This is a genomic window from Chitinophaga deserti (assembly GCF_003149455.1).
Lineage (GTDB): Bacteria > Bacteroidota > Bacteroidia > Chitinophagales > Chitinophagaceae > Chitinophaga > Chitinophaga deserti.
On the sequence record NZ_QFFK01000001.1, the window covers coordinates 721,203 to 743,314 of the forward strand.

General features: G+C 52.0%; 18 protein-coding genes. 5 read left to right on the plus strand and 13 right to left on the minus strand.

Annotated features, from left to right (window positions below):
• Position 1 precedes the first annotated feature (1 nt).
• The 5 genes from DEV76_RS02850 to DEV76_RS02865 all read right to left on the minus strand — a co-directional run bounded on the left by DEV76_RS02850 (position 2) and on the right by DEV76_RS02865 (position 3,193).
• Complete coding sequence (locus DEV76_RS02850; RefSeq protein WP_109694864.1) at positions 2 to 1,285, minus strand: MFS transporter; 1,284 nt, start codon at positions 1,283 to 1,285, stop codon at positions 2 to 4.
• A gap of 118 nt (positions 1,286 to 1,403) precedes the next feature.
• Positions 1,404 to 1,604: a KTSC domain-containing protein gene (locus DEV76_RS02855; RefSeq protein ID WP_109694866.1), complete on the minus strand. Its 201-nt coding sequence runs from the start codon at positions 1,602 to 1,604 to the stop codon at positions 1,404 to 1,406.
• A gap of 9 nt (positions 1,605 to 1,613) precedes the next feature.
• The gene (locus DEV76_RS25835; protein ID WP_157962690.1) at positions 1,614 to 1,784 is read right to left on the minus strand and encodes a hypothetical protein; all 171 of its coding nucleotides are present in this window, start codon (positions 1,782 to 1,784) and stop codon (positions 1,614 to 1,616) included.
• Positions 1,785 to 2,108: 324 nt separating this feature from the next.
• Complete coding sequence (locus DEV76_RS02860) at positions 2,109 to 2,924, minus strand: ion transporter (RefSeq protein ID WP_109694868.1); 816 nt, start codon at positions 2,922 to 2,924, stop codon at positions 2,109 to 2,111.
• Positions 2,924 to 3,193: a hypothetical protein gene (locus DEV76_RS02865; protein ID WP_109694870.1), complete on the minus strand. Its 270-nt coding sequence runs from the start codon at positions 3,191 to 3,193 to the stop codon at positions 2,924 to 2,926. The genes DEV76_RS02860 and DEV76_RS02865 overlap by 1 nt, the downstream gene beginning before the upstream one ends.
• 183 nt (positions 3,194 to 3,376) lie before the next feature.
• Here DEV76_RS02865 and DEV76_RS02870 point away from each other — a divergent pair, with 183 nt between their 5' ends.
• Positions 3,377 to 4,048 (plus strand): FadR/GntR family transcriptional regulator, encoded by a 672-nt coding sequence (locus DEV76_RS02870; protein ID WP_232826859.1) that lies wholly within the window; start codon positions 3,377 to 3,379, stop codon positions 4,046 to 4,048.
• A 43-nt stretch (positions 4,049 to 4,091) separates the two neighbouring features.
• Positions 4,092 to 5,318, plus strand: coding sequence for an MFS transporter (locus tag DEV76_RS02875; RefSeq protein WP_109694872.1), 1,227 nt, complete (start codon positions 4,092 to 4,094; stop codon positions 5,316 to 5,318).
• 354 nt (positions 5,319 to 5,672) lie between these two features.
• Here the strand turns inward: DEV76_RS02875 and DEV76_RS02880 are convergent, their stop codons facing one another.
• On the minus strand, positions 5,673 to 6,398 hold the full coding sequence (locus DEV76_RS02880) for a DUF2490 domain-containing protein (RefSeq protein WP_109694874.1): 726 nt from the start codon (positions 6,396 to 6,398) through the stop codon (positions 5,673 to 5,675).
• A gap of 95 nt (positions 6,399 to 6,493) precedes the next feature.
• On the opposite strand from DEV76_RS02880, the gene DEV76_RS02885 reads away from it, so the two are divergent.
• Positions 6,494 to 7,453 (plus strand): YheT family hydrolase, encoded by a 960-nt coding sequence (locus DEV76_RS02885; protein WP_109694876.1) that lies wholly within the window; start codon positions 6,494 to 6,496, stop codon positions 7,451 to 7,453.
• A gap of 38 nt (positions 7,454 to 7,491) precedes the next feature.
• A complete protein-coding gene (locus DEV76_RS02890) occupies positions 7,492 to 8,391 on the plus strand; it encodes a helix-turn-helix domain-containing protein (protein WP_109694878.1) in 900 nt (299 codons plus the stop codon).
• 2 nt (positions 8,392 to 8,393) lie between these two features.
• On the opposite strand, the gene DEV76_RS02895 is transcribed toward DEV76_RS02890, so the two are convergent.
• Genes DEV76_RS02895 through DEV76_RS02910 form a run of 4 tightly spaced genes read right to left on the minus strand, consistent with a single transcriptional unit; the run spans position 8,394 to position 14,925 of the window.
• Positions 8,394 to 9,803 carry a c-type cytochrome domain-containing protein gene (locus tag DEV76_RS02895; RefSeq protein WP_109694880.1) on the minus strand — a complete coding sequence of 470 codons (1,410 nt, stop codon included), beginning with the start codon at positions 9,801 to 9,803 and terminating at the stop codon, positions 8,394 to 8,396.
• Positions 9,800 to 10,726 carry a sugar phosphate isomerase/epimerase family protein gene (locus DEV76_RS02900; RefSeq protein ID WP_109694883.1) on the minus strand — a complete coding sequence of 309 codons (927 nt, stop codon included), beginning with the start codon at positions 10,724 to 10,726 and terminating at the stop codon, positions 9,800 to 9,802. The genes DEV76_RS02895 and DEV76_RS02900 overlap by 4 nt, the downstream gene beginning before the upstream one ends.
• A gap of 3 nt (positions 10,727 to 10,729) precedes the next feature.
• On the minus strand, positions 10,730 to 12,217 hold the full coding sequence (locus DEV76_RS02905; RefSeq protein WP_109694885.1) for a DUF1501 domain-containing protein: 1,488 nt from the start codon (positions 12,215 to 12,217) through the stop codon (positions 10,730 to 10,732).
• Between the two features lie 5 nt (positions 12,218 to 12,222).
• Entirely contained in the window at positions 12,223 to 14,925 is a 2,703-nt protein-coding gene (locus DEV76_RS02910) for a DUF1553 domain-containing protein (RefSeq protein ID WP_232826860.1), read from the minus strand.
• A 586-nt stretch (positions 14,926 to 15,511) separates the two neighbouring features.
• Here DEV76_RS02910 and DEV76_RS02915 point away from each other — a divergent pair.
• Positions 15,512 to 15,874, plus strand: a complete 363-nt coding sequence (locus DEV76_RS02915) for a hypothetical protein (RefSeq protein WP_109694887.1) — start codon at positions 15,512 to 15,514, stop codon at positions 15,872 to 15,874.
• Positions 15,875 to 15,981: 107 nt separating this feature from the next.
• Here the strand turns inward: DEV76_RS02915 and DEV76_RS02920 are convergent, their stop codons facing one another.
• The 3 genes from DEV76_RS02920 to DEV76_RS02930 all read right to left on the minus strand — a co-directional run bounded on the left by DEV76_RS02920 (position 15,982) and on the right by DEV76_RS02930 (position 22,060).
• A complete protein-coding gene (locus DEV76_RS02920; RefSeq protein ID WP_109694889.1) occupies positions 15,982 to 17,514 on the minus strand; it encodes a RagB/SusD family nutrient uptake outer membrane protein in 1,533 nt (510 codons plus the stop codon).
• Between the two features lie 18 nt (positions 17,515 to 17,532).
• Positions 17,533 to 21,048, minus strand: a complete 3,516-nt coding sequence (locus DEV76_RS02925) for a SusC/RagA family TonB-linked outer membrane protein (RefSeq protein ID WP_198651923.1) — start codon at positions 21,046 to 21,048, stop codon at positions 17,533 to 17,535.
• A 121-nt stretch (positions 21,049 to 21,169) separates the two neighbouring features.
• A complete protein-coding gene (locus DEV76_RS02930) occupies positions 21,170 to 22,060 on the minus strand; it encodes a FecR family protein (protein ID WP_109694891.1) in 891 nt (296 codons plus the stop codon).
• Positions 22,061 to 22,112: the final 52 nt, after the last annotated feature.

Here is a 22,112-nt window from a genome sequence, read left to right on the forward strand (position 1 = left end):
TTTATGCGATTTTCAATAAATGTGAATATGCCCTGGTGCGCTTTGCTATCAGCGTCACCATCAGTCCTACCAGGCCTGTCAGTGTAAAGAGCAGCGCAATGCCCCTGTCGAGCCCGGTACCGAACCAGGGACCAAGGATATCGGCCCCCTGCCCTGTTGTCATAAATGGAATGAAGAAGAAATGTGCAACCGGGCCAATCATAATTGCCGTTAACGGAGAAGCAGCCTGCTCTATGCTTTGCGCAAATCCGAAAACGCGGCCCTGCCGCTCCAGCGGTATCACTTTCTGTATGATGGTTTGCTCCGCCGCTTCCACTACAGGGATGAGGCAGAGGTAGGCGAACATACCCACGGCCAGTAAAACGATAGATGCCTGCAGGGCGAAGAAGATGCAGATAGTCCACATCACGATGTTGCAGGTAAACAGGGTACGTACCGGCTGCTTACCCAGCCCGGTTTTGGAAATGGTGATCCCTCCCACTATGAAGCCCAGGCTCAGCACCCCCCAAAGGGTACCCCAGACTTCCACCGATACCAGCGACAGGCCATAAGGATCCATCAGTGCCATGAATACACCGCCGAGGAAGTTATTGAAGGTATTGAAGAAGATGAGTCCGAAAAGACCGGGGATCTGCCTGACTATCCGGATAGTACCATTCACATCGAGGCGCGGCTTATCGCTGTGTGATTCCACTTGGAGTGTTTCTTCCATCTTCACAAACCAGAGATGCAGTATGCAAAGCAATGTTCCTGCCACGGCGGCGGCCATCGTCCAGAAAATGCCCAGCAGTCCTATAGCAAGACCGCTGAACACTGATGCCACGAGGAAAGCAGTGCCATTGGCAGTGCCTACCATACCATTGGCCTTATCCCGCTTATCTTCCGGCACCAGGATCGTTACAACGGTAGGCAGGGTAATGTACCGGAGGTTACCCGATAATGCCCCCATGAGCGCCAATACGATAAATACCCACAGCATGGGACTGTCTGCATGTTTGAATGCTTCCGGCGGCGTAATGGCATATACAGCGCCCGCCAGCGCAAAGCACACCAGGGAGCCGATGCTCGAAAGCATCATTACATGCTTCTTTTTGTAGTGATCTACCAGCGAGCCGAGGTAAAAGCCGGATACTGCCACGGTACCGATGTAAATACCCGCCATCCACGATGTAGCGAGTACAGATCTCGTTTCCAGGTACACCCAGAAAGTGACGGCGAACCATACGAATGTATTGGTAATGCCTGCCACGATGGAATTGATGAGAATTGCATAGAACGGTTTCATGCGAAGCGGTTACTTGGTTAAATGGTTTCCGGGTTTAAAGGATAATGCAATAGTACGTCCATTCCGGGATACGGATGATGGCAGGAAGCGACAAGTTTCAGGGGTTATCGGGCCAGTTTCAGTTGTCCAGCTGGCGGTACCGGAACTGGTCGCGGATAAAGCGGTTGAAGAACTGGCCTTTGGAAAAGGCCTGCAGCATGCGGGCGTACAGATCAGGAGGAACCGGCTGGTAAGCATACACCTTCCCTGTAACGAAAGTAATAACGAGCACTTCCGTTTCCGGGTTATAGCGCATGTGACTGATGACGGTAGACGGCATGGCGAATCATTATTCGTCATGGCCACCGCCGGCCCGGGTATTATCCGGGTCGTAAGGAGGCACGTTGCGGTTGATGAGTTTCCCCTGTCCTTTGTCGCGCGTTTTGCGGTTCTGCTGGATGAACACATACAGCAGAATTACTCCGGCGAGCACGATGAATGCAAGAAGTCCGGTAGACATGAGCGTTTTTTTCTCTCAATAGCGGAAGAATGATGCCAGAATGGCTTCCCTGCGGGGGATGGCGACCAGGGTAAGAGAGGATTCCCCGCGCTGTAGATATAATTCCACGGCGATTTCTGCCTGTGATGGGAAAGGCGTAAATTAGGATACCGGCATGGTTGTTGGCCGGAACCATCTAAATCAGCAGTTTATGAACAAATTCTGGAGAGCACTTATAGCGGGTTACGGCGCTAAGAAACTGGGCGGAGGATGCCTCAGCACCATTCTTATTTTCCTGCTCATTTACTGGGCGCTGGGGCATTGCGGTTGATGAAAGGAGAAGTGCTATAGTTTAGCCCCGCAAAATTTACAATACTTAGCATCTGTATCATGCCCTTCCCGCCCACAGCCCGGGCAGGCATTGGTGGAATGACCTTTATCCTTAAAGGCATGGGCCATTTCGGTAGTAACGATGCCGGTTGGCACTGCGATGATACCATAACCCAGCAGCATGATAAAGCTCGCGATAAACTTACCCAGTGGTGTAGCGGGCGCCACATCTCCATACCCGACAGTTGTGATGGTAACGATGGCCCAGTATACGGATTGCGGGATACTGGAGAATCCTTCATTCTCATCTTCCACCAGGTAAATAACAGAGCCAAGGATGATCACGCAGGTGAGTACGAAAAGGATGAATATGCTGATCTTGCGTAGACTCCTGCCGATTGCTACGGTCAGGAAGCGCATTTCTGAAATGAACTGTACGAGGCGGAAAACCCGGAAGATGCGGAGCAGCCGCAGTGCACGTAGTACCAGTAACGATTGCGCACCCACGAAAGCAAAGCTGAGATAGGTGGGTATAACTGCAAGGAGATCGATGATCCCCAGGAAGCTGAACATGTATTTAACCGGCCTGCGGATGGTGATTAGCCGGAGGATGTATTCAATGGTAAACAGGATGGTAAACACCCATTCGAGGACATAAAAAAGGCCGCCGTAGCGGCTATGGAGGGTGGCCACGCTATCGAGCATGACCACGAGAATACTGGAAAGGATAAACCCGAGCAAGGCAATATCAAATGCTTTGCCGGCGGGAGTATCGGATTCAAAAATGATGCGCTGCAGCCGGATCTGCCAGGCTTTCGGTTCCCTTTGCATTACTCGTCCTCGTCTTCTTCCTCTTCGAGCCACTCCAGGTATGCGTAATACCAGTCTTCCAGCTCTTCCAGCAGCTGCTGTTTCTTTTCAGGCTCACCATGGAAGTATTCTTCCACGTTATCGATTTCTTCCACGATATCGATATAAGCCATCTCTTCATCTTCTTCCACACGCTTCGCAAAGAACCGGGGCTTTTCCGTATGGAAAATATACTCGTTGTCCGGGTCCGTCACGGGATCATCTGCAATCATGAACTTCGGTAGTGCCATTGGAATCGTTTTAGTTAAAAACCAGTAAATACAAAAGTATGGATTTAACCGGTTCCGGAGTACATCAAATTCCGGTATAAGTTTTTAAGCGCCGGTAAACCGTTTACGACAGCAGTATACACTTAAAAAAATTCTCTTTTCCGGATTTCATAAATCCACTTACCTTTGCAAACATCTGATGATATGACGAACCATGATACCATACTGAGAAGAAACAGCCTGGCCGACGATGTGGCTGCCAGCCTGCAGGGCATGATCTCGCAGGAGAAGTATGCAGTGGGCGACCGCCTGCCTTCCGAGCCTGAGCTCATGTTGCAGTTTGGCGTAGGCCGCAGTACCGTGCGTGAAGCAGTAAGGCTGCTGGTGAATGCCGGTATGCTGCGCGTGCAGCAGGGGCAGGGCACTTTCGTTACCTCGCGCCAGCCCCTTACCGGTGGCCTCGGCCGGAAGCTTCATACGGCAGACTATCAGGAACTCAATGAAGTACGGCTGCTCCTCGAAGTGAAGATCGCGGAAAAGGCAGCGCTGAACCGTACCAAAGATGACCTTACCCGCATGAAGACCTACCTCCGTGCCCGCGAAAAATTCGCCAAAGCCGGCAATGTAGACGCTACCATGCAGGCCGATGTGCATTTCCATACCAGTATTGCCGTGGCATCCAAAAACAGCATCATGCTGGAACTGTATCAGACCATTGCCACTCATATGCTGCAGTCGTTTAAAGACCGGCATAAAGACACCAGCGATTTCATTGGCACACAATCCATGCACAAAGCACTGCTCGACGCCATTGTGGATCAGAATCCTGCAGATGCATTGCTTTGGGCCACACGGATCAGCACACACAGCCGTTAAACCATTTCTTTACACTATAAACATCAGATGATCTGACATTAAAATGGAAACTACGCTTGAAACGGAAGACCGGCAGGCACAAGCCAGGCAAGTGGCGGAGAAAACCGCATTCTCCGTACTGATAGCCCTGAGCTTTACACACCTGCTGAACGACACTATTCAGTCCCTCATCCCCGCCATTTACCCCATGGTGAAGGACTCCCTTTCTCTCAGCTTCTCACAGGTAGGGCTGATCACTTTAACCTTCCAGCTGTCTGCCTCCATTCTGCAGCCGCTGGTAGGCCTTTATACTGATAAGCGCCCGCAGCCCTATTCCCTCGCTATCGGCATGGGCTTTACCCTGCTGGGGCTTCTTTGCCTTGCCATGGCGCATTCCTTCCCCATCGTTCTGGTATCAGTAGCACTGGTGGGCGTAGGCTCGGCAGTGTTCCACCCCGAGGCATCGCGGCTGGCTTATATGGCATCAGGCGGCAGGCATGGCATGGCACAATCACTGTTCCAGGTGGGAGGTAATACCGGCAGCTCTCTCGGTCCCTTACTGGCTGCGGCCATCATTGTACCGTTCGGGCAATCCAGCGTGGCCTGGTTCTCCCTCATTGCATTGCTGGCTATATTCGTGATGCTCCGTATCAGCAAATGGTACCTCGGCAATACGCATCGGATTAAACCGAAGAAGCAGGCGCAGTTTGCAGCGGTACAGCTGTCTAAAGGCAAGGTCGCCTTTGCGCTGTTCATCCTGTTGCTGCTGATTTTCTCCAAGTACTTCTACATGGCGAGCCTCACCAGCTATTACACCTTTTACCTGATGGGTAAGTTCAACGTATCCGTACAGCATGCGCAGATCTACCTGTTTGTGTTCCTCTTCGCCATTGCCGCAGGTACCTTCATCGGCGGCCCCATAGGCGACCGTATAGGCCGCAAATACGTGATCTGGATATCTATCCTCGGCGTGGCGCCTTTCGCGCTTTTAATGCCCCATGCAACCCTTTTCTGGACGGTTATCCTGAGCGTATTCATCGGGGTGATCCTGTCTTCCGCATTCTCGGCCATCCTCGTATATGCGCAGGAACTGGTGCCGGGTAAAGTAGGCATGATTGCCGGCCTCTTCTTCGGGTTCGCATTCGGTATGGCCGGCGTAGGCTCTGCATTGCTGGGCGAACTGGCAGACCGTACCAGCATCTACTACGTGTACGAAGTATGTGCTTATTTACCCCTTATCGGGCTTTTAACCGGCTTCCTGCCCAATATCGAAGGCAGCCGTAAGAAATAACCTCCATTGCCTGCTAACCCAAAAGGGCCGCTTCCTGTGTTGCATAAACAAGGGAAGTGGCCCTTTCTGATAATATCGTATCAAAATCGGGATAATCATCCTTCAGTGATCCTTCAGTCATCCTTCGGTGATCCTTCAGTGAAGCCCCCCCTTTTACTGAAGGATGACTGAAGGATCACCGAACAATGGCAGTTCAATAGACTGATAATGAATAGCTTATGAAATGCCCAAAAACAGGGCGTAAACGGCACTTTTGATAGTATATTAACCACTTATAGAATACCCAGTAAATAAAGAAGGGATATCGCCTGCTGATGCGATATCCCTTCTTTAATTGTTGTAAGGTGAATCCTTTTAAAGCCGGACGTAGGTAGCAAGCTGAATCACGTTGTTCGTGACACGGCTGGTATGCTGCCCATTGAAGCGGAGCGTGTAATGGTGGAGATACCCCACTTCCGCGTCGAACTTAGAATTGAAACGGTAACCAATTGCCCCGTATGCCCGGTTCTGGTCGAAGGTATGGCTGTTGGCATACTGGTTCTTCGCGAAATTGAGGAAAACCTCATTTTGCACCGCGCCGAACATGCCTTTGGTAAAGCCCGCCTGTCCGCTGAAAGGCAACAGTCCGCGCACGAAATACCTTACCCGGTGCGACATGTTGGATGCCACCTTCGAGACTTCACCATCCAGCGACCTTGTCACCGGAATAAACCGCTGCTCCACCCGCAGGCGGTGCTGCAGGGGCATGAACTTCGCGATATTGTGGGTAACAATCAACTGCTCCCAGATACGATGCTCGGAGATGAATGTTCCGAGCGTTTTATTACCCACCAGCGCATAACCCGCTGTGAGAACAACGTTCTTCCGCGCATGAAAATTGATACCCGGCCTTACGATATAGGTTTGCAGCGTTTCCCATTTATCGTTACTGCGCAGCTGTCCGTCGAAATGGATACTGAACTTGGTATCCGGTATGCGGACGGTGGAGAAATTGGCAAACCAGCCGCTGAACTGGCTTTGCTGGGCCATTACGGAGGCGCTTTGGATGAGGAGCGCACATATTAAAAGTGATCTGATCATATATTCAAAAATAATACACGATCCGGGCGCAACCAACCCTCCGGCAACCGTTTAACCGTTAAATCTTACCTTTACGATATTAAATTCCAGTAAACATGCCGGTATTAACCGCTACAAACTACGCTGCGCCTTTTCTGCTAAGTAACCGGCATTTGAACACCATATTCCCTACGTTGTTCCGCCGTGTACCTCCCGTTCAATACGTCCGTGAGCGCATCAACACGCCCGACAACGACTTCCTCGACCTTGATTTCAGCCGTATCGGGAGCCGCACGGCGGTAGTGATCCTCCACGGACTGGAAGGCAGCTCTAACCGGACCTATGTAACCGGAATGGTGAATATTTTCAATGAAAGAGGGTTCGACACCGTGTCCATGAATTTCAGGGGCTGCAGCGGGGAATGTAACAAGGCACTTCGTTTTTACCATAGCGGCGAAACGGATGACCTGCAGACCGTTATCGACCACATCTCCCCGGATTATGACCACATCCACCTCGTGGGGTTTTCCCTTGGCGGCAATATTACCCTTAAATACGTGGGTGAGCGCGGATCTTCGATAAACAAGCAAATCCGCTCCGCCGTGGCCATTTCCGTTCCTGTAGATCTTCACGACAGCTCTTCAGAACTCGAAAAGCGGCATAACACCATCTACCGGATGCGATTTATCCGCTCCCTTGGTGAAAAGCTCATAGAGAAAGCCCGTTTTTACCCTGACGACATATCGCTGGACGGCCTTTCCGCCATCCGCACCTTCCGCGAGTTCGACGACCGTTATACTGCACCGCTGCATGGATTCAAAGATGCAGTTGATTATTGGAAGCAATCCAGTTCGGTCTTCTACCTCAGCGGCATTGCCATCCCCACCCTGCTCATCAATGCGCTCGACGACCCATTCCTCGGGAAAGGATCATACCCCTTCAGTGCCGCCACCTCTAACCCTAACTTCCACTTCGAAACACCCGGAGAGGGGGGCCATGTAGGGTTCGTTACTTTTTCGGAGAAACACTACTGGTCGGAGAAGCGGGCATGGCAGTTTATCAGTCAGTATAGCTGAGCTGCTCGCTGAAACCGCAGAATTTGTAGCTTTATGGTATGGAAAGAATACAGTCTCTCGAAGAATTTTATCGTGCCAAACAGATTCCCGTTCCGGCAGGGATGAACCGGGAGCTGGGACATTTCAACGTTTTCGATACCGCCGAACTTATTACCACCAATGCTCCGTTGCCTTACAGCCGTAAGGATTTCTATAAAATAGCCTTCGTAAGCGGGCGCAACCGGTATTTCTTTGCCGACAAAACGCTCGACATTGATCAGTACGGGTTATTCTTCGCCAACCCGCAGGTCCCTTACCAATGCGACCATCTCGACGAAGCACAGGCGGGTTATTTCTGCATTTTTACTGATGCGTTTTTCCATGGCCATTCGTCCATGAAACTGACTGACTTCCCGCTGTTCCGCCCCGGAGGGCAGCCACTCATCTGCCTGCCCGAAGCACAGGTGCCCCAGGTGGTCGATATCTTCCATAAAATGAAAGCGGAACTGGAATCAGACTACATCTATAAGTTTGATTTGTTGCGGAACTACACGATGGAGCTCATTCATCTTGGCATGAAACATCAACCCGTAGCCCTTTCTCCCGCACATACCAACGCAGCCACGCGCATTTCCAGCCTGTTCTCCGACCTGCTGGAACGGCAATTCCCTATAGAAACAACGCGGCAGCAGGTGAACCTGCGTACCGCGTTCGATTTTGCAGAACAGCTATCCATCCACGTCAATCATCTCAACAAAGCGTTGAAAGACGCTACCGGGAAATCGACTTCAGATCATATAGCCGACCGCCTGGTACAGGAAGCCAAAGCGCTGCTGCGCCATACCGATTGGAATGTCTCGGAAATAGGCTATTGCCTTGGCTTCCAGGAACCTGCCCACTTTAATAATTTCTTCAAGAAAAAAACACAGCTCACTCCCCGCACTTTCCGTGCTGTCTGAAATCAGGCCGGCTGTTTCTTAAACACCATTGTATCCGTTGCCAGCACCGGCAGGCGGTATCCTCCTGTATCTACCCGCAGGTCGGGCAGGGCAGTACGGAGCTGCTGCACGCCGGCGGCAGTTACCCCTGTTCCATAAATAAATAATTCACGGAGAGCAGCCTGCTTCTGCAGATATTGTAATCCCTTATCGGTAATCTTTGTACCGGTGAGATTGAGGTATTTCAGTTGTTTAGCCGACGACAGCATTTGCATGCCCTCATCGGTAACACCGGTATATTCCAGCTGGAGGCGGGTAAGGCTTGGCAGTGAAGCAATGATTTTCAGGGCACTGTCTCCCGTAGCAGTACTGCCCAGGTTAAGCCATACCAGTTGCTTTGCCAGCGGCTCCAGTAATTTAGCGTCAGCATTTCCAAAGGCGGGAGCATTTACCGCACTTACCATCACATATCCATTATCTGCCGCTACCGGCATTACTTTCACACCTAATTTCACGAGCGGGGCTACCTGCTCATCGTTCACCGCACTAACTTCCGTTTTGGGCATATAGGGATGCACGCCATCGCCGGTAGGTTTCATGCCTTCAAATACCAGAGCTATACGCGGTGTTTTCTGCAGTTCCTTAACTGCTATGGAATCAGGGGCGCCCTGCTGAATCCACCAGTACAGGATTTCAACATCCTGCGGGGTGAGCTGGGGTTTGCCTTTGGGAGGCATGCGTTTATCGTCGGACTCAGGGAGAACGAGGCGTTTATACAGCTCACTCATCTCCGGAATACTGTCTTTCAGCACAGGCCCGTTTTCTCCTCCTTTGCGGATATGCGCCATACCATCCAGCCGGAGGCCGCCTTTCAGTTTTTGTTCATTATGGCAGCCGTAGCATTTCTGTTCGAGGATGGGTTGTACCAGCTGCTCATATACCTGCGCATCTTCTATATTCTTGAAGGTGGCCGTAGTAGCGGCTTCCTTTGTCCCGAACGGCCATGCGGCAGTCAGATAATCTTCTCCATGGGTGAGGTTGCCACCATAATGCCCTGCAACAGACAAAGCGAGGATCATGGCAGCAGATACGGGCAGCCACGATTTACGGAACAGGTTGTATTTCCTGAAAACACAAAGCAGCAGGGAAAGTACCGCTACTGCTATCCCCATCCACATATGCAGGTTGAGCGCAGCTTCGTCGTACCCCCCGGAGAGTGAAAGCAGGTATCCCGCCACACATGCTGCTACTGCCGAAAGGGCGCCAAAAAGCAGTGTAGGAAATACCGCGGCACCCAGTACAGCGAGCTGGCGGAAACGGCTGAGCCATTCCAGCAGAAAGGCGATTATGAGTATACCGATCGGCAGGTGAACGAGTAAGGGATGGAACCGGCCGATGAAGAGGCCCCATCCGGATTGTAAGAAAAACATCATGCGCCGTAACGTGCTTTTAAAAGATCTTTCATATGAACATTAATGGCCCATTGGTCTGCCACGGGCTGTCGGGTATAGGGAAGCGTGGGCATATAATCTGCCGGGCCGAATTCTGTGAGCATGGTCATCACTTCGCCTTTCGCACGTTTTATCTTCGCCACTTCATCCCACCAGGCGAAATGCGCTTTTACCGCATGTTCCCATTCCGGTGCGCGGGGATCGTTTACCTGCGGGCCTTCGGGATGGCCGATGCGCGCATGGATATGCCCTACACGTTGCAAGGCGAGCGCCACTGTTTCCGCCTGATCGGTCAGATACGATTCGTGCACATTACACCAGTGCGATATATCCAGTGTAAGGCGCAGGTCGGGCTTGGTTTCGATAAAACGGCGCGTAATATGTGCGGCAAACATCATCCTGGCGCGGTGCGTTTCGTGGTAGATGGGAACGCCGGAAGCTTTGGATATGCGGGTAGTGATATCGATCAGCTGGCCGTTCTGCGCTTCGGTATAATAATCTCTGCCCGAGTGGCAATTAACGTAAAGCGGTTTCTTACGTTTGTTCCCGGTAGCTGCCAGCAGCGTAGTTTCAAAAGTAGAAGCATGCTTTGTGAATTCATTACTGCCCCCTGAAGCCAGGAACCCTACTTCCATTCCGTGTTTTTCCACGGCGTCGAATATTTCATTCTGTGCTTCGATAGAACCCGGCCACCATACTTCGATCCCGTCGTATCCTGCGGCTTTCGCCTTTTGACAAAGGGCATCGCGGCTGCCGGGGAAGCCCCAGTCCGTTGCTAATACTACTAATTTGAAACCCGCTTTTGCCGCGGGCATGGCGGCAGCAGGCAATTGCGTCAATAATGTACTTGCTCCCAGGGCTGCAGTGCGCTGGAGAAAATCCCTCCGGTTGATAGAATGCTTCATGTGTTATCCTAAAATTTCCTTAATAACATGACCATGTACATCGGTAAGCCTGAAGGGCCGCCCCTGGAACTGGTAGGTCATTTTTTCGTGATCAAATCCCAATTGCTGTAAAATAGTAGCGTGAATATCATGTACGGCTACCTGGCCCTTAACGGCACTAAAGCCAATCTCATCGGTTTCTCCCCAGCTGCCGCCGCGTTTGATACCTGCCCCTGCCATCCACATGGTGAACGCTTCCACGTGGTGGTCGCGGCCCATGTAGGGCATTTCCTTACCATCGCGGTTTTCCTGCATGGGGGTACGGCCAAATTCACCACCCCATACCACCAGCGTTTCATCGAGCAGTCCGCGCTGCTTCAGATCGAGCAGCAGGGCGCTGATGGGCTTATCAATTTCACGGCATTTGTTGCGCATACCGAGATCTACGGCTGTGCTTTCGTCGGTGCCATGCGCATCCCATCCCCAGTCGAACAGTTGTACAAAACGCACTCCTTTCTCAACCAGTTTGCGTGCAAGCAGGCAGTTATTAGCGAACGATTCCTTACCGGGCTCTGTACCATACAGTTCATGTATGTAAGCGGGCTCGCTGTTAATATCCATTACTCCGGGAACGGAGATCTGCATTTTATAAGCCAGCTCATATTGCGAAATACGCGACAGGATTTCGGGATCCTGGAAAGTTTCATATTCGAGGCGGTTCACTTCATTGATGGCCTGTATCCCCTGGTAACGCAGATCCCTGTTCAGTCCTGCCGGGTCTGAAAGGTAGAGGACAGGTTCGCCTTTAGAGCGGCATTGTACGCCCTGGTAAACGGAAGGCAGAAATCCGCTGCCCCAAACGCTCTTACCCGCATCCGGTGTTTTACCACCGGAGGTGAGCACTACGAAGCCGGGCAGGTTACTGTTCTCCGAGCCAAGCCCCCAGGTTACCCAGGAGCCTGTGCTGGGCCTCCCGAGGCGGGCGCTTCCCGTATGCATGAATAATTGCGCAGGACCGTGGTTGAACTGATCGGTTTGTACCGCTTTCAGGAAACTCACATCATCCACCCTTTCGGCGAAGTGGGGCATAAAATCAGATACCCATGCACGGCTTTCGCCATGCTGGCTGAACACTGCCTGCGGTCCCAGCATACGGGGTACGCCACGGATAAACGCAAACGTTTTGCCTTCGAGGATGGATTGCGGGCACAGCTGGTTATGCAGCTTCTGCAATTCCGGTTTATAGTCAAACATTTCCAGCTGCGAAGGTGCGCCGGCCATGTGCAGGTAAATAACGCTTTTTGCTCTGGCAGGGAAATGCGGTGCGCGGGGTTCCAGCGGGTTAAGGCTTTGTGCCGGTGCAGAACCCGATCCGGAGAACAGGTTGCAACCGCTTACCAGTGAACCGAGGGCTGTAGCGCCAAGGCCCGTTACACAATCCTGCAGAAAATGCCTGCGGGAGAAAAACCGGGCTGCCCGGTCGTTGGCTTCTTTTATGATTTTGTCGGCCATGATCTTTAGGATTTGGACAGGAACTCGTCCAGGTTCATTAATGCGTTGGCCACTACTGTAAGAGCAGCTACGTGTGCTTTTTCGCCATCGGGTACGGAACGCATATTGAATGCATCCGCAGCGGCGGGGTCTTTCTGATATTGCTGAAGGGCCTGGCTGTAAAGTTTTTCCAGCACGGCAGATTTAGCCGGGGAAATATCTTTATTCATCGCAAGCTTATACCCGCGCCGGATACAGTTTTTTGCATCTTTACCGCCATCTTTCTCCATCTGGATGGCCAGTGTTCTGGCGGCTTCGAGATAAACAGGGTCATTTAGTGTTACGAGCGCCTGCAGGGGGGTATTGGTGCGTATGCGGCGTTGCAGGCACACCTCACGGCTGCTGCCATCGAAAGTAATGGAAGAAGGGTAAGGACTGGTACGTTTCAGGAACGTATATACTCCGCGGCGGTATTGATCACCATTCTCTGAAGTATTCCATCGCTCACCGCTGTAAACAGACATCCAGACGCCATCGGGCTGCATCGGCATCACCGGAGGACCGCTCATTCTGCCACTCAGTAATCCGCTTACGGCCAGTGCCTGGTCGCGTACCTGCTCTGCCGTCAAACGGAAGCGGGGGCCACGGGCCAGAAGGCGGTTAGCAGGATCTTTCTCATTCAACTCCGGACTGCTCTTCGAATCGCGGCGGTAAGCACCAGAAAGCACAATCTCACGCAGCATGGATTTCACGCTCCATTTATGTTTATGTACAAACTGGTAAGCGAGGTAATCCAGCAGTGCGGGATGCGATGGGGTAAAGCCCTGCGTGCCGAAATCTTCCAGCGTTTCCACGAGGCCGATACCAAACAGCTGCTCCCAGAGGCGGTTTACCATTACCCTGCCAGTAAGCGGGTTCTTAGGATCGGTCAGCCACTGTGCCAGCCCCAGCCTGTTACGCGGAGCGCCTTGTGGCCAGGGGTTAAGGGAACCGGGTGTTTCCGGTTTCACTTCACTGCCTTTCACCAGCCAGTTGCCTCTTTCAAATACAGCAGTAGGGCGGAACAGGTCTCTGTTGTTTTCCACCATTACCGGAATACTTTCCGGATTGGCGTTTACCAGCGCCAGGAATTTGGCTTCCATTTCTTTATATCCTGCCTGTCCTTTACCGGGAAGGTCATGACGGAAAGCCATCCATTCCACACTGGCAACCGTACTCATAGGGTCCAGCGAGGGATTCCGGAAGGTGAAGAATATATCACGACGGCCCTCCAGCGGCTTTAACGCTACCGGTAACACGCCATTCCCCTGCGGCAGGGCCATACTGGCGATGACCGGACCTTTCAGGCTATCGGCACGTATTTCCATTGAACCTCCTGCACCTGCCCAATAGCGCATCAGCAAACGGTCGGCATTATTCAGCGGCACATTCTTCATTCTGCTGCTACCTCCATTGCGGATGGCCATGAATTTGGTATCAGCCAGCTGGCCGTTGATATATTGGTCAGCATCGTGAGCGTGCACTTTAGGCTCCAGCGTCCGCAGGAAATCCTGTGCTTCCTGGAGCTGGTTAGCGTCTCCATGTTGTTTTACCCATTGGGTAACAGCAGTTACATCCTGGCGCTGTAAACTGTCGTAGAAGCGCAGTTTGGGATATTCTCCCCAGGTATCTTCATCACGCGTATTGTTGAGGAAGGCCATTAATTTATAATAATCCTCGAAGCGGAACGGATCGTAAGGGTGCGCGTGGCATTGCACACATGCAATGGTGGTGCCCTGCCATACTTCCATGGTGGTATTTACCCGGTCGATGATGGCAGCGGTGCGGAACTCTTCGTCCTGCGTACCTCCTTCATCGTTACTCATGGTGTTACGGTGGAAGGCGGTGGCAACGAGCTGATCGTCTGTTGGTGAGGGAAGGAGATCGCCTGCGAGCTGTTCGGTAGTGAACCTGTCGAAGGGCATATCCATGTTAAACGCCTTGATTACCCAGTCGCGGTAGCGCCAGAATTCGCGGCGGGAGTCTTTTTCATATCCTTTGGTATCGGCATAGCGCGCGAGGTCGAGCCACATGGAGGCCCATTTTTCACCGAACTGAGGGGATGCGAGGAGGGAATCCACCATCAGGGCATAGGCGCTGTCGCTGAACCGTGCTGCGAAGGCATTGGCGCGGGTTTCAGTTGGCGGGATGCCGGTGAGGTCGAGAGAGAGCCTGCGGAGCAGGGTTTGCGGATCGGCCTGCGGAGCAGGATCGAGGTTTTCATCATCGAGTTTTTCGTTGATGAACTGATCGATGGTAGCATCGGCTGCAGGAGCTTTAGGAGGCACATAAGCCCAATGATCGCCCCATTCGGCACCCTGTTCCACCCAGCGGGTGAGAATGTCGATTTCGGCTTTGGAAAGCGGTTGTGCTTTGAGCGGCATCCGCTCTTTAGGATCATTGGTGTGGAGCCGGCGGATGAACTCACTGGCGCCGGGATCTCCGGGAATGATGGCAGGTTTGCCGCTTTTAGTGATCCCGAGGGCTTCTTCACGGAACAGGACACTAAATCCTCCGTTCTGCTTTACACCGCCATGGCAGCTGATGCAATGCTTGTTGAGGATGGGCTTTACTTCGGTACTGTAATCCACCTTTTTACCGGACCCGCAACCTCCGAGCCACATGGCGGCAAAGGGAACGAGTACCAGGCTGGCGAATATCCAGTGGTTGGAACGAATGGTCATTTTCATGATAATGGCCGTGGCAATAAATTTAATTAATGAGCGACTGTGACGTAACGATGCAATATATAACGTAGAGGTGCCTGCTGCACCGGGCTTTATGCTAAAATCATACAAATCCCTGCTAATATTCTTTCAATAAGCGTACTTATTACCCCTAAACTACGAAATGGCAGCGGGTGATGCAAGTGGAGTTTATAAACGGCAAAAAAAGAAGGGTGAAAGAATTCACCCTCCGGTATATGCATACATTAGACATGAGACTTATTTGAGGCCGATACGGACAACGGGACCGTGGTTAGTGTGTCTGTCCGCGGCCGGGAGGTTTTCGGTTTTCCTGTAACCCACAGCCGGGGCGCGCTACTGCGCGTCTTGGCACTTGGGGACATGGACGTTGAAAGGCCGGCATTCGGCTAACTGATGACGGCCGGGGAACAATTTTACAATCGCAACGCCGGCTGGCGACAACAGCAGTTATACTAAATAGAGTGAATTTCGGGGGGCGAGGGGTGAAGCGTATAAAAAAAATATTTCGCTTTGAAATTTCACCCTTTAGACAGGATTCCCTGTCTAAAAGTGCGTAACACACATCTTTATGGAATCAATCGCAAGCAGACTGAAAAACTTCATTGAGCACAAAGAGCTTAGTACTTCAGCGTTTTCCCGTAAACTGGGATATAAAAGCTGCGAGAAGATCGCGCGGCTGTTTCGTATAAAAAATGAAGGGGCAAAACCCAGCGTCGATATAGTGGCTGATATCACGCAGCACTTTTCCGAACTGAATATGAGATGGCTGCTGATCGGTGAAGGAGAAATGCTCCATAGCCCTGCTGCCAGCCATTCAATTATCTCCCCGGTGAATGTTCTGCGCACAGAAGCACTCGAATCCCTCCTCCTCCAAAGCCGGATGGAAGAACCAGATATTAATTATCGTGTAAGTATTACACAGAACGCATAACCAACCATGTCCTCTGTGACACCCCTATTTCAAAGGGCTGCCTTGACAGGCAGCCCTTTTACCATTGTTACTACTTTAAGTATATCGCATTTATCAAATCAGGTTGTTTAGTAACCTTTGTTTTGCTCAAGGTGCCCTATCCGCACATCTTCGTCCGGAATAGGCAACAATTCATGCTTGTTGGGTTTAAACCCAAGTCCTCCCAGTTCAGTGGCCGCCCTGCCCCACCGCACGAGATCCAGGTACCGGAAGCCTTCAAATGCCAGCTCCAGCTGCCGCTCCCGCACAATCGCCTCAAACAGGGCATTGCCTCCGATCAGCACATCACCCAGCTTAGCCCGGCTCCGCACCTTATTCAGCTCCGTACGCGCACGCCCTTCGTTCCCCGCACGGTAATATGCCTCCGCTGCCATCAGCAGTACATCTGCATAACGGATCAGCCGGGAATTGGAACCGTAGTTCAGATCCGGCGTTCCATCATCGGGATGCGTGGTAAAGGTGGAAAACGATCCGTACTTACGCTGGATGTAACCTTCGAAATCCCAGACAGTAGGATCAGCGAATTCACCTCCCCCATCTTCCAGCTCTGCAATGGAAAAAATAGTTTGCTTCCTCCGCTCCACATCCCCTGCTGCCACAAATGCATCGTACAGCTTTTTCTTGCCCGTATTGAATCCCCATCCGCCATCCAGCGAATCGCCGGTCATACGCGTATAGTGTTCTTCACGGGGGCCCATCAGCTTAATGTGGATATTGCTCTCTATTTCACGGAAACGGTCCCAGGGGAAATTATCCCAGGTATAACGCTTCTGGTCGGTGAAGGGAACTTCAAATACACTTTCCTTACCAAACTCTCCCTGCTTGGAAAAAGCTGCTGCCACTGATGCTTCCAGATCATATTCTCCGGATATTATCACGGCATTAAACTGCTCTGCAGCTTCAGCCCATTTCTGCTGGTAGAGATATACCTTACCCAGCAGGGACTGGGCAGTTCCCTTTGTAACCCGGAACCGCTCACTGGCGCCCAAAGCACTTTTAACCGGCAGCACAGGGATCGCTTCCTTCAGATCTTTCTCGATCTGGGCGTATACCTGGGCACGGGGCGTGCGGGGTGTTTTGGTATATTCTCCCGGCTCCAGGTTCTTCAGTACTAATGGAACATCGCCCCAGAGTACGGCCAGTTCGGAGTAATAATATGCCCGCAGCACTTTACATTCTGCGATGAGGCGCTTCTGCAGGTCCGACGTTCCGGCTACGCGGTTGATCACCTGGTTTGCGCGGTAGGCACCGAAGTAATTCATACGCCATACCCATAAAATGCTCTCGCCTTGTGAATCGTGCGTAAAATTGTCCAATGCCTGATAATGCGGCTGATCGCCGGGGCCATTACCGCCTGCATTGCTTTCGTCAGACGGCAGGGTTTTCAGCAGCAGCGGGCTGCCCCATCCCCAGTTGTATTCCGCCTGCAGCATGTCATATGCCGCAAACGTGGCAGCAGTGGCATCCACATCGGTTTTATAATATCCTTCCAGCGGCGACCGGCCCGGGATATCCTGCTCCAGGAAGCCCTTTCCGCAGCCCACGCCCAGCAACAGCGCCGCTCCTATGATGATCGTATTACGTTTATGATTTGGTTTCATGAGTGGAATGTTTGCAGGTTAAAATGAAAATGAAAGGCCGAACATTGCTACCCGCGGGATGGGATATACGCCGCGGTCGATTCCCAGACTATTATCGTCGTTACTGCCCGCTTCCGGATCCAACCCTTTGTATTTCGTGAAAGTGAAATAGTTGTCGAGGGAACAATAGATACGTGCGTTACTGATCTTGGCACGGCGCAGCACCGATTGCGGAATGGTGTATCCCAGCTGCAGCTGCCTGATACGCATGTAAGATCCGTCCATCACCATGAAGTCGCTGTTATAGGCAAAGGTGCTCGCTGTATTGGCGCCAAACCATTTGGCATTGGTATTCTCCGCCGTCCAGCGGTCTTCCCACAGGAAAAGAGGGCGGTTACCGGTTGGCCTGTCTGTACGGTTAAAGCCCATCAGCACATCGTTCCCGGATTGGCCCTGTACGAGCACCAGGAAATCGAAGCCCTTATAGTTCAGGCTCACCCGGCCGCCATATACAAAATCGGGGTGCGGACTGCCGATGTAATCATAATCACCTACTGAAATGGATTTGTTACCATCCACATCTACCGGCCGCGGATCACCCGGGCGAATATTTTCATCTGTGGTATAGATCGCTTTCCATGCGTCTATCTCGCGCTGATTCTGGAAGATGCCGTCAGTTTTATATCCGCGGAAATACCAGATAGGCATCCCTTTCTCAAACCAGGAAGCGGTCCAGCCCGTACCCACAGTAGTACCGGGGATGCGGTCTGTAAATTCGTTGAGCCGCAGTACTTCGTTTTTGATCGTAGTCAGGTTAGCGGCAATCTCGAATCTGAGGGCGTTCTTATTATCGTTGCGGTAGGCCACTTCAAACTCCCAACCGTTATTCCGCACATCTCCCCCGTTCACTATATGCAGCACGTTACCCAGGAAGTTGGGCACCTTGCCGGGAGTGAGCAGCCCTTTGGTGACTTTGCGGTAGTAATCGGCCACAAAGCTGAGGCGGTTATCGAAGAAGCCGAAGTCTGCACCAAAATCGAGCTGCTCACTGGCTTCCCATTTAAGCAACGGGTTCTCCAGTCCGGCGGGTTCTGCTCCTACATGATATACACCGTTTGCATCGGGGTAAGAAATACCCTGCGTGGTGATAAGGGCTTTCCAGTCGCCGATATTGATATTGGCGATACTGCCGTTCTGCCCCCAGCTGGCACGCAGCTTCATATAGTTGAGCACTTTATTCTTCGGGAAAAATCCTTCGTTAGACACTACGTACCCCGCAGAAACCGAAGGGAATGTCCCCCAGGTGTTATTGGGCGGCAGCAGCGAAGAACCATCGCGGCGGATAGTGGCGTTAAAGAGATATTTCCCTTTATAATCATACTGAATACGTCCGTAGTAGGATACCAGCGAGGTACTGGTTTGCGTACCGGCGATACGGTCCTGCGCATCAGGGATAAAATCGGGATAGCTGAATATCGGATCTTCGAGGAACATGCCCGAAGCGGTACCTTCAAGCCTGTCATGATTGCGGCGCAATGCACTCATACCTGCCATCACGGTAATATCATGACTGCCGATTACATGGTTGTAGGTGGCGAAGTTCTCCCACTGCCAGTTATACCAGTTCTGGTTGTTATCTCCCGAGCTGGGAACGGTATTGAGGCGGTTGGCATTCCACCAGAAAGTGGGCGTCCAGGCATGTTGCCGCTGGAATGCAGCATCCAGCCCAAAGCGCGAAGTAATTTTCAATCCTTTCAGGGGAGATAATTCCCCGTACAGATTACCGACTACTTTATGCTGTGTGGTAGTGTTATGGGTAACATCGATCAGCGCTACCGGGTTACCTGCTTCTCCGAAAACATAATCCGACACACCGTAATAACGGCCCTGTCGGTCTTTCACCAGGGTATACCCGTCATTCAGCGCGTTCTGCGCCCGGGGCGAAATAGCACCGGTATATACAACAGGGAACAGCGGATCGAGCAGGATGGCGTTGTTGATAACAGACCCGAATTCAGAATCTTCCGTCACCCCGTTTCTTTTATGATAGGCATAAGACAAGCGGTTGCCTATTGTAAGCCAGGGCTTGATCTGGTGATCGGAATTGAGGCGCACGGTATAACGGTCGAAGCGGGCTTTGCTGCCGCCGATAGGACCATCCTGCCGGAACATGGTACCACCCAGCAGGTACGACGACTTTTCCGAACCGCCGCTGAAATTAAGTGTGTAACGTTGCAGGGGTGCGGATTCGCTGATCTCATCCAGCCAGTCGGTCCCTTTTTTACCTTTCCACTCTCCCGGATTGGGGATATCTCCCGGCGTTTGCGCGTCTGTGAGATATTGGCTGTACTGCTCGGCATTCATCATGGGCATATTGTTCTTGAGCGACTGCCGGCCGTATTGCATACTGAAGTCGATACGGGAATCCTGATCCTTACGCCCTGTTTTGGTGGTAATGATCACTACCCCATTGGCTCCTTCCGCACCGTATATCGCGGCGGATGCAGCATCTTTCAATACTTCGATGGATGCGATCTCAGAGGGGTCGAGGTATTCCATACCACCGGCACGCATACCGTCTATGATATACAGTGGTTCGGACGATCCGTTGGATCCCGTACCCCTGATCCTTACACGCATGCCGCTGCCGGGAGATCCGGAAACGGGCAGTACGGTAACCCCTGAAGTGCGGCCCTGCAATGCCTGCTCCACCCGGGTAGCAGAAACGGTGGCAATATCAGCAGCCTTGATGGATGAAATGGCGCCGGTTACGAGGCTTTTGCGTTGGGAGCCGTACCCCACCACTACAATTTCGTTGAGTGCGCGGTTGCTCACATCCAGCGTAAGATCGTAGTTGCGGTTATTACCCACGGGGATCTCTTTACTTTCATATCCCAGCAGGGTTACAAGGAGCACGGTGCCAGGCGCAACATCCAGGGCAAAGCGGCCATCACCGTCGGTAGTGGCACCGCGTGTTTCGCCTTTCACCTGGATAGATACACCGGGCAGCGGGGATCCGTTTTCGCCATCGCTGATTTTACCCTGAATGCGCACCCTCCGTACGGTGTCTGCCACGCTGCCATTGTAGGCTACAGAAGCAGCGCTGCTGAGGCGTGTGAGCGGCTGTGATTCAGGGGCGGAGTTACCGGTACTGCGTTTAACGGGCGTTTCCATTTTAGGACGTGTACCCTTATCCGGCAGTGGTACTATGGCCCAGGTATTGGGCTGAACAGACTGGGCCTGTAAGCCATGCGGGTGCAGCAGTGCTTCCAGCATTTCTTCCACATTATCGAATTCCGATGGTTTAAAGTTGACTTTTACTTTTGGCAGCTTACGTGATTCATACAGCAGGTCTACCTTATATGTTTTGTGAATTTCCCTCAGCAACTGTTCCAATGTTTTCTGCTGCCTGCGGGCATCGCCGCCGGGCTGCAGATGATGCGGAGTGCTGCTGTTCGCAGCCAGATCCTGCGCACCGGCCTGTATGGCCAGGGAGGAACCGGCTGCGATGGCAGCTGCCAGCAAGGTGGTCCGCAACAAAGTGTTCGCTAGCATAAAATGGAATTTTAAAATGGGTGAAACATTTTTGGTTGATATAATATACCCTTCCGGCATGCCTGTGGCTTACCGTTGCTTCTGCAGAAGACAATCAGATACGTTTACTGATATATTCGAATTAGTCTTTGGTCGTAATTAATAGCTCCCCGTCCGATTGCTCGATTTGCAGGTTCATGGTAACGGATAAAGCCTTGGATAACTGTTCAATATTTTGGGCATACAGGTCGCCGCTGATGGTACGTTTTGCGGCGGCGGCACTGAGTGTGACTTCATATCCAAATTTGGTGCGGATAATCGCAGCGATTTCCTGCATGGATGTATTCTCGAAATGATAGCGGTGATTGCGCCAGTCTGCTATCTGATCGGTGTTAACGGATTCGCGCAGGCGGGATTTCTCATGATCCACCAGCACTTCATCGCCGGGTTTCATCATGATCACCTTGGGGCCTTCGCTGATCTCTGATTTAGCGGTCAGCTGCACCTTCCCTTCTTTGAGAGAAACGGTGGTGCGGGCTTCCAGCATATTAACATTAAACTTGGTACCCAGTACTTCCACATCAATTTCAGGGGTATGCACGATAAAGCGTGCATCTGCGGCACCGGGGCGTTTGGTAATCTCGAAATAAGCTTCCCCGTCGAGGTATACACTCCGGCTTTCCTCACTCTTCCATTCTTCGGGTATACGCAGGGTGGAATTGGCATTCAGATATACTGTTGAACTATCCGGCAGGAGTACCTGCTGCATTTCCCCGTAAGCCGTACGGTAAACACGCATTCCGTCGGCCATCAGGTTGCAATAGAGGGAGTAACCGCCATAAGCAATTGCCGGGATGAGTAACACTGCGGCAGCCATGCGTAGCATTCTCCGCCGCGGACTGCGGCGGGCATTACGGCCCAGGGCCGGCGCTATGCGGTTCCAGCTTTGATTGATCTGAGTTTCGGAAATTTCCCGGCGATTGAATCTGAAAGGAACATTATCCGGGCCTTGCGGCAAGGAAGGATCTTCCATAACGTGTTTATTAGAAAGACACGCAACCGGCTCCGGGATACTCCTTTTTAAC

Coding starts and splice junctions, on each gene's coding strand:
- DEV76_RS02880 (WP_109694874.1), bottom strand. CDS start 6,398: ATGATCAGATCACTTTTAATATGTGCGCTCCTCATCCAAAGCGCCTCC.
- DEV76_RS02860 (WP_109694868.1), bottom strand. CDS start 2,924: ATGCAAAGGGAACCGAAAGCCTGGCAGATCCGGCTGCAGCGCATCATT.
- DEV76_RS25835 (WP_157962690.1), bottom strand. CDS start 1,784: ATGTCTACCGGACTTCTTGCATTCATCGTGCTCGCCGGAGTAATTCTG.
- DEV76_RS02865 (WP_109694870.1), bottom strand. CDS start 3,193: ATGGCACTACCGAAGTTCATGATTGCAGATGATCCCGTGACGGACCCG.
- DEV76_RS02900 (WP_109694883.1), bottom strand. CDS start 10,726: ATGAAGCATTCTATCAACCGGAGGGATTTTCTCCAGCGCACTGCAGCC.
- DEV76_RS02930 (WP_109694891.1), bottom strand. CDS start 22,060: ATGGAAGATCCTTCCTTGCCGCAAGGCCCGGATAATGTTCCTTTCAGA.
- DEV76_RS02905 (WP_109694885.1), bottom strand. CDS start 12,217: ATGGCCGACAAAATCATAAAAGAAGCCAACGACCGGGCAGCCCGGTTT.
- DEV76_RS02870 (WP_232826859.1), top strand. CDS start 3,377: ATGACGAACCATGATACCATACTGAGAAGAAACAGCCTGGCCGACGAT.
- DEV76_RS02915 (WP_109694887.1), top strand. CDS start 15,512: ATGGAATCAATCGCAAGCAGACTGAAAAACTTCATTGAGCACAAAGAG.
- DEV76_RS02920 (WP_109694889.1), bottom strand. CDS start 17,514: ATGAAACCAAATCATAAACGTAATACGATCATCATAGGAGCGGCGCTG.
- DEV76_RS02885 (WP_109694876.1), top strand. CDS start 6,494: ATGCCGGTATTAACCGCTACAAACTACGCTGCGCCTTTTCTGCTAAGT.
- DEV76_RS02895 (WP_109694880.1), bottom strand. CDS start 9,803: ATGATGTTTTTCTTACAATCCGGATGGGGCCTCTTCATCGGCCGGTTC.
- DEV76_RS02910 (WP_232826860.1), bottom strand. CDS start 14,925: ATGAAAATGACCATTCGTTCCAACCACTGGATATTCGCCAGCCTGGTA.
- DEV76_RS02850 (WP_109694864.1), bottom strand. CDS start 1,285: ATGAAACCGTTCTATGCAATTCTCATCAATTCCATCGTGGCAGGCATT.
- DEV76_RS02855 (WP_109694866.1), bottom strand. CDS start 1,604: ATGCCGTCTACCGTCATCAGTCACATGCGCTATAACCCGGAAACGGAA.
- DEV76_RS02925 (WP_198651923.1), bottom strand. CDS start 21,048: ATGCTAGCGAACACTTTGTTGCGGACCACCTTGCTGGCAGCTGCCATC.
- DEV76_RS02875 (WP_109694872.1), top strand. CDS start 4,092: ATGGAAACTACGCTTGAAACGGAAGACCGGCAGGCACAAGCCAGGCAA.
- DEV76_RS02890 (WP_109694878.1), top strand. CDS start 7,492: ATGGAAAGAATACAGTCTCTCGAAGAATTTTATCGTGCCAAACAGATT.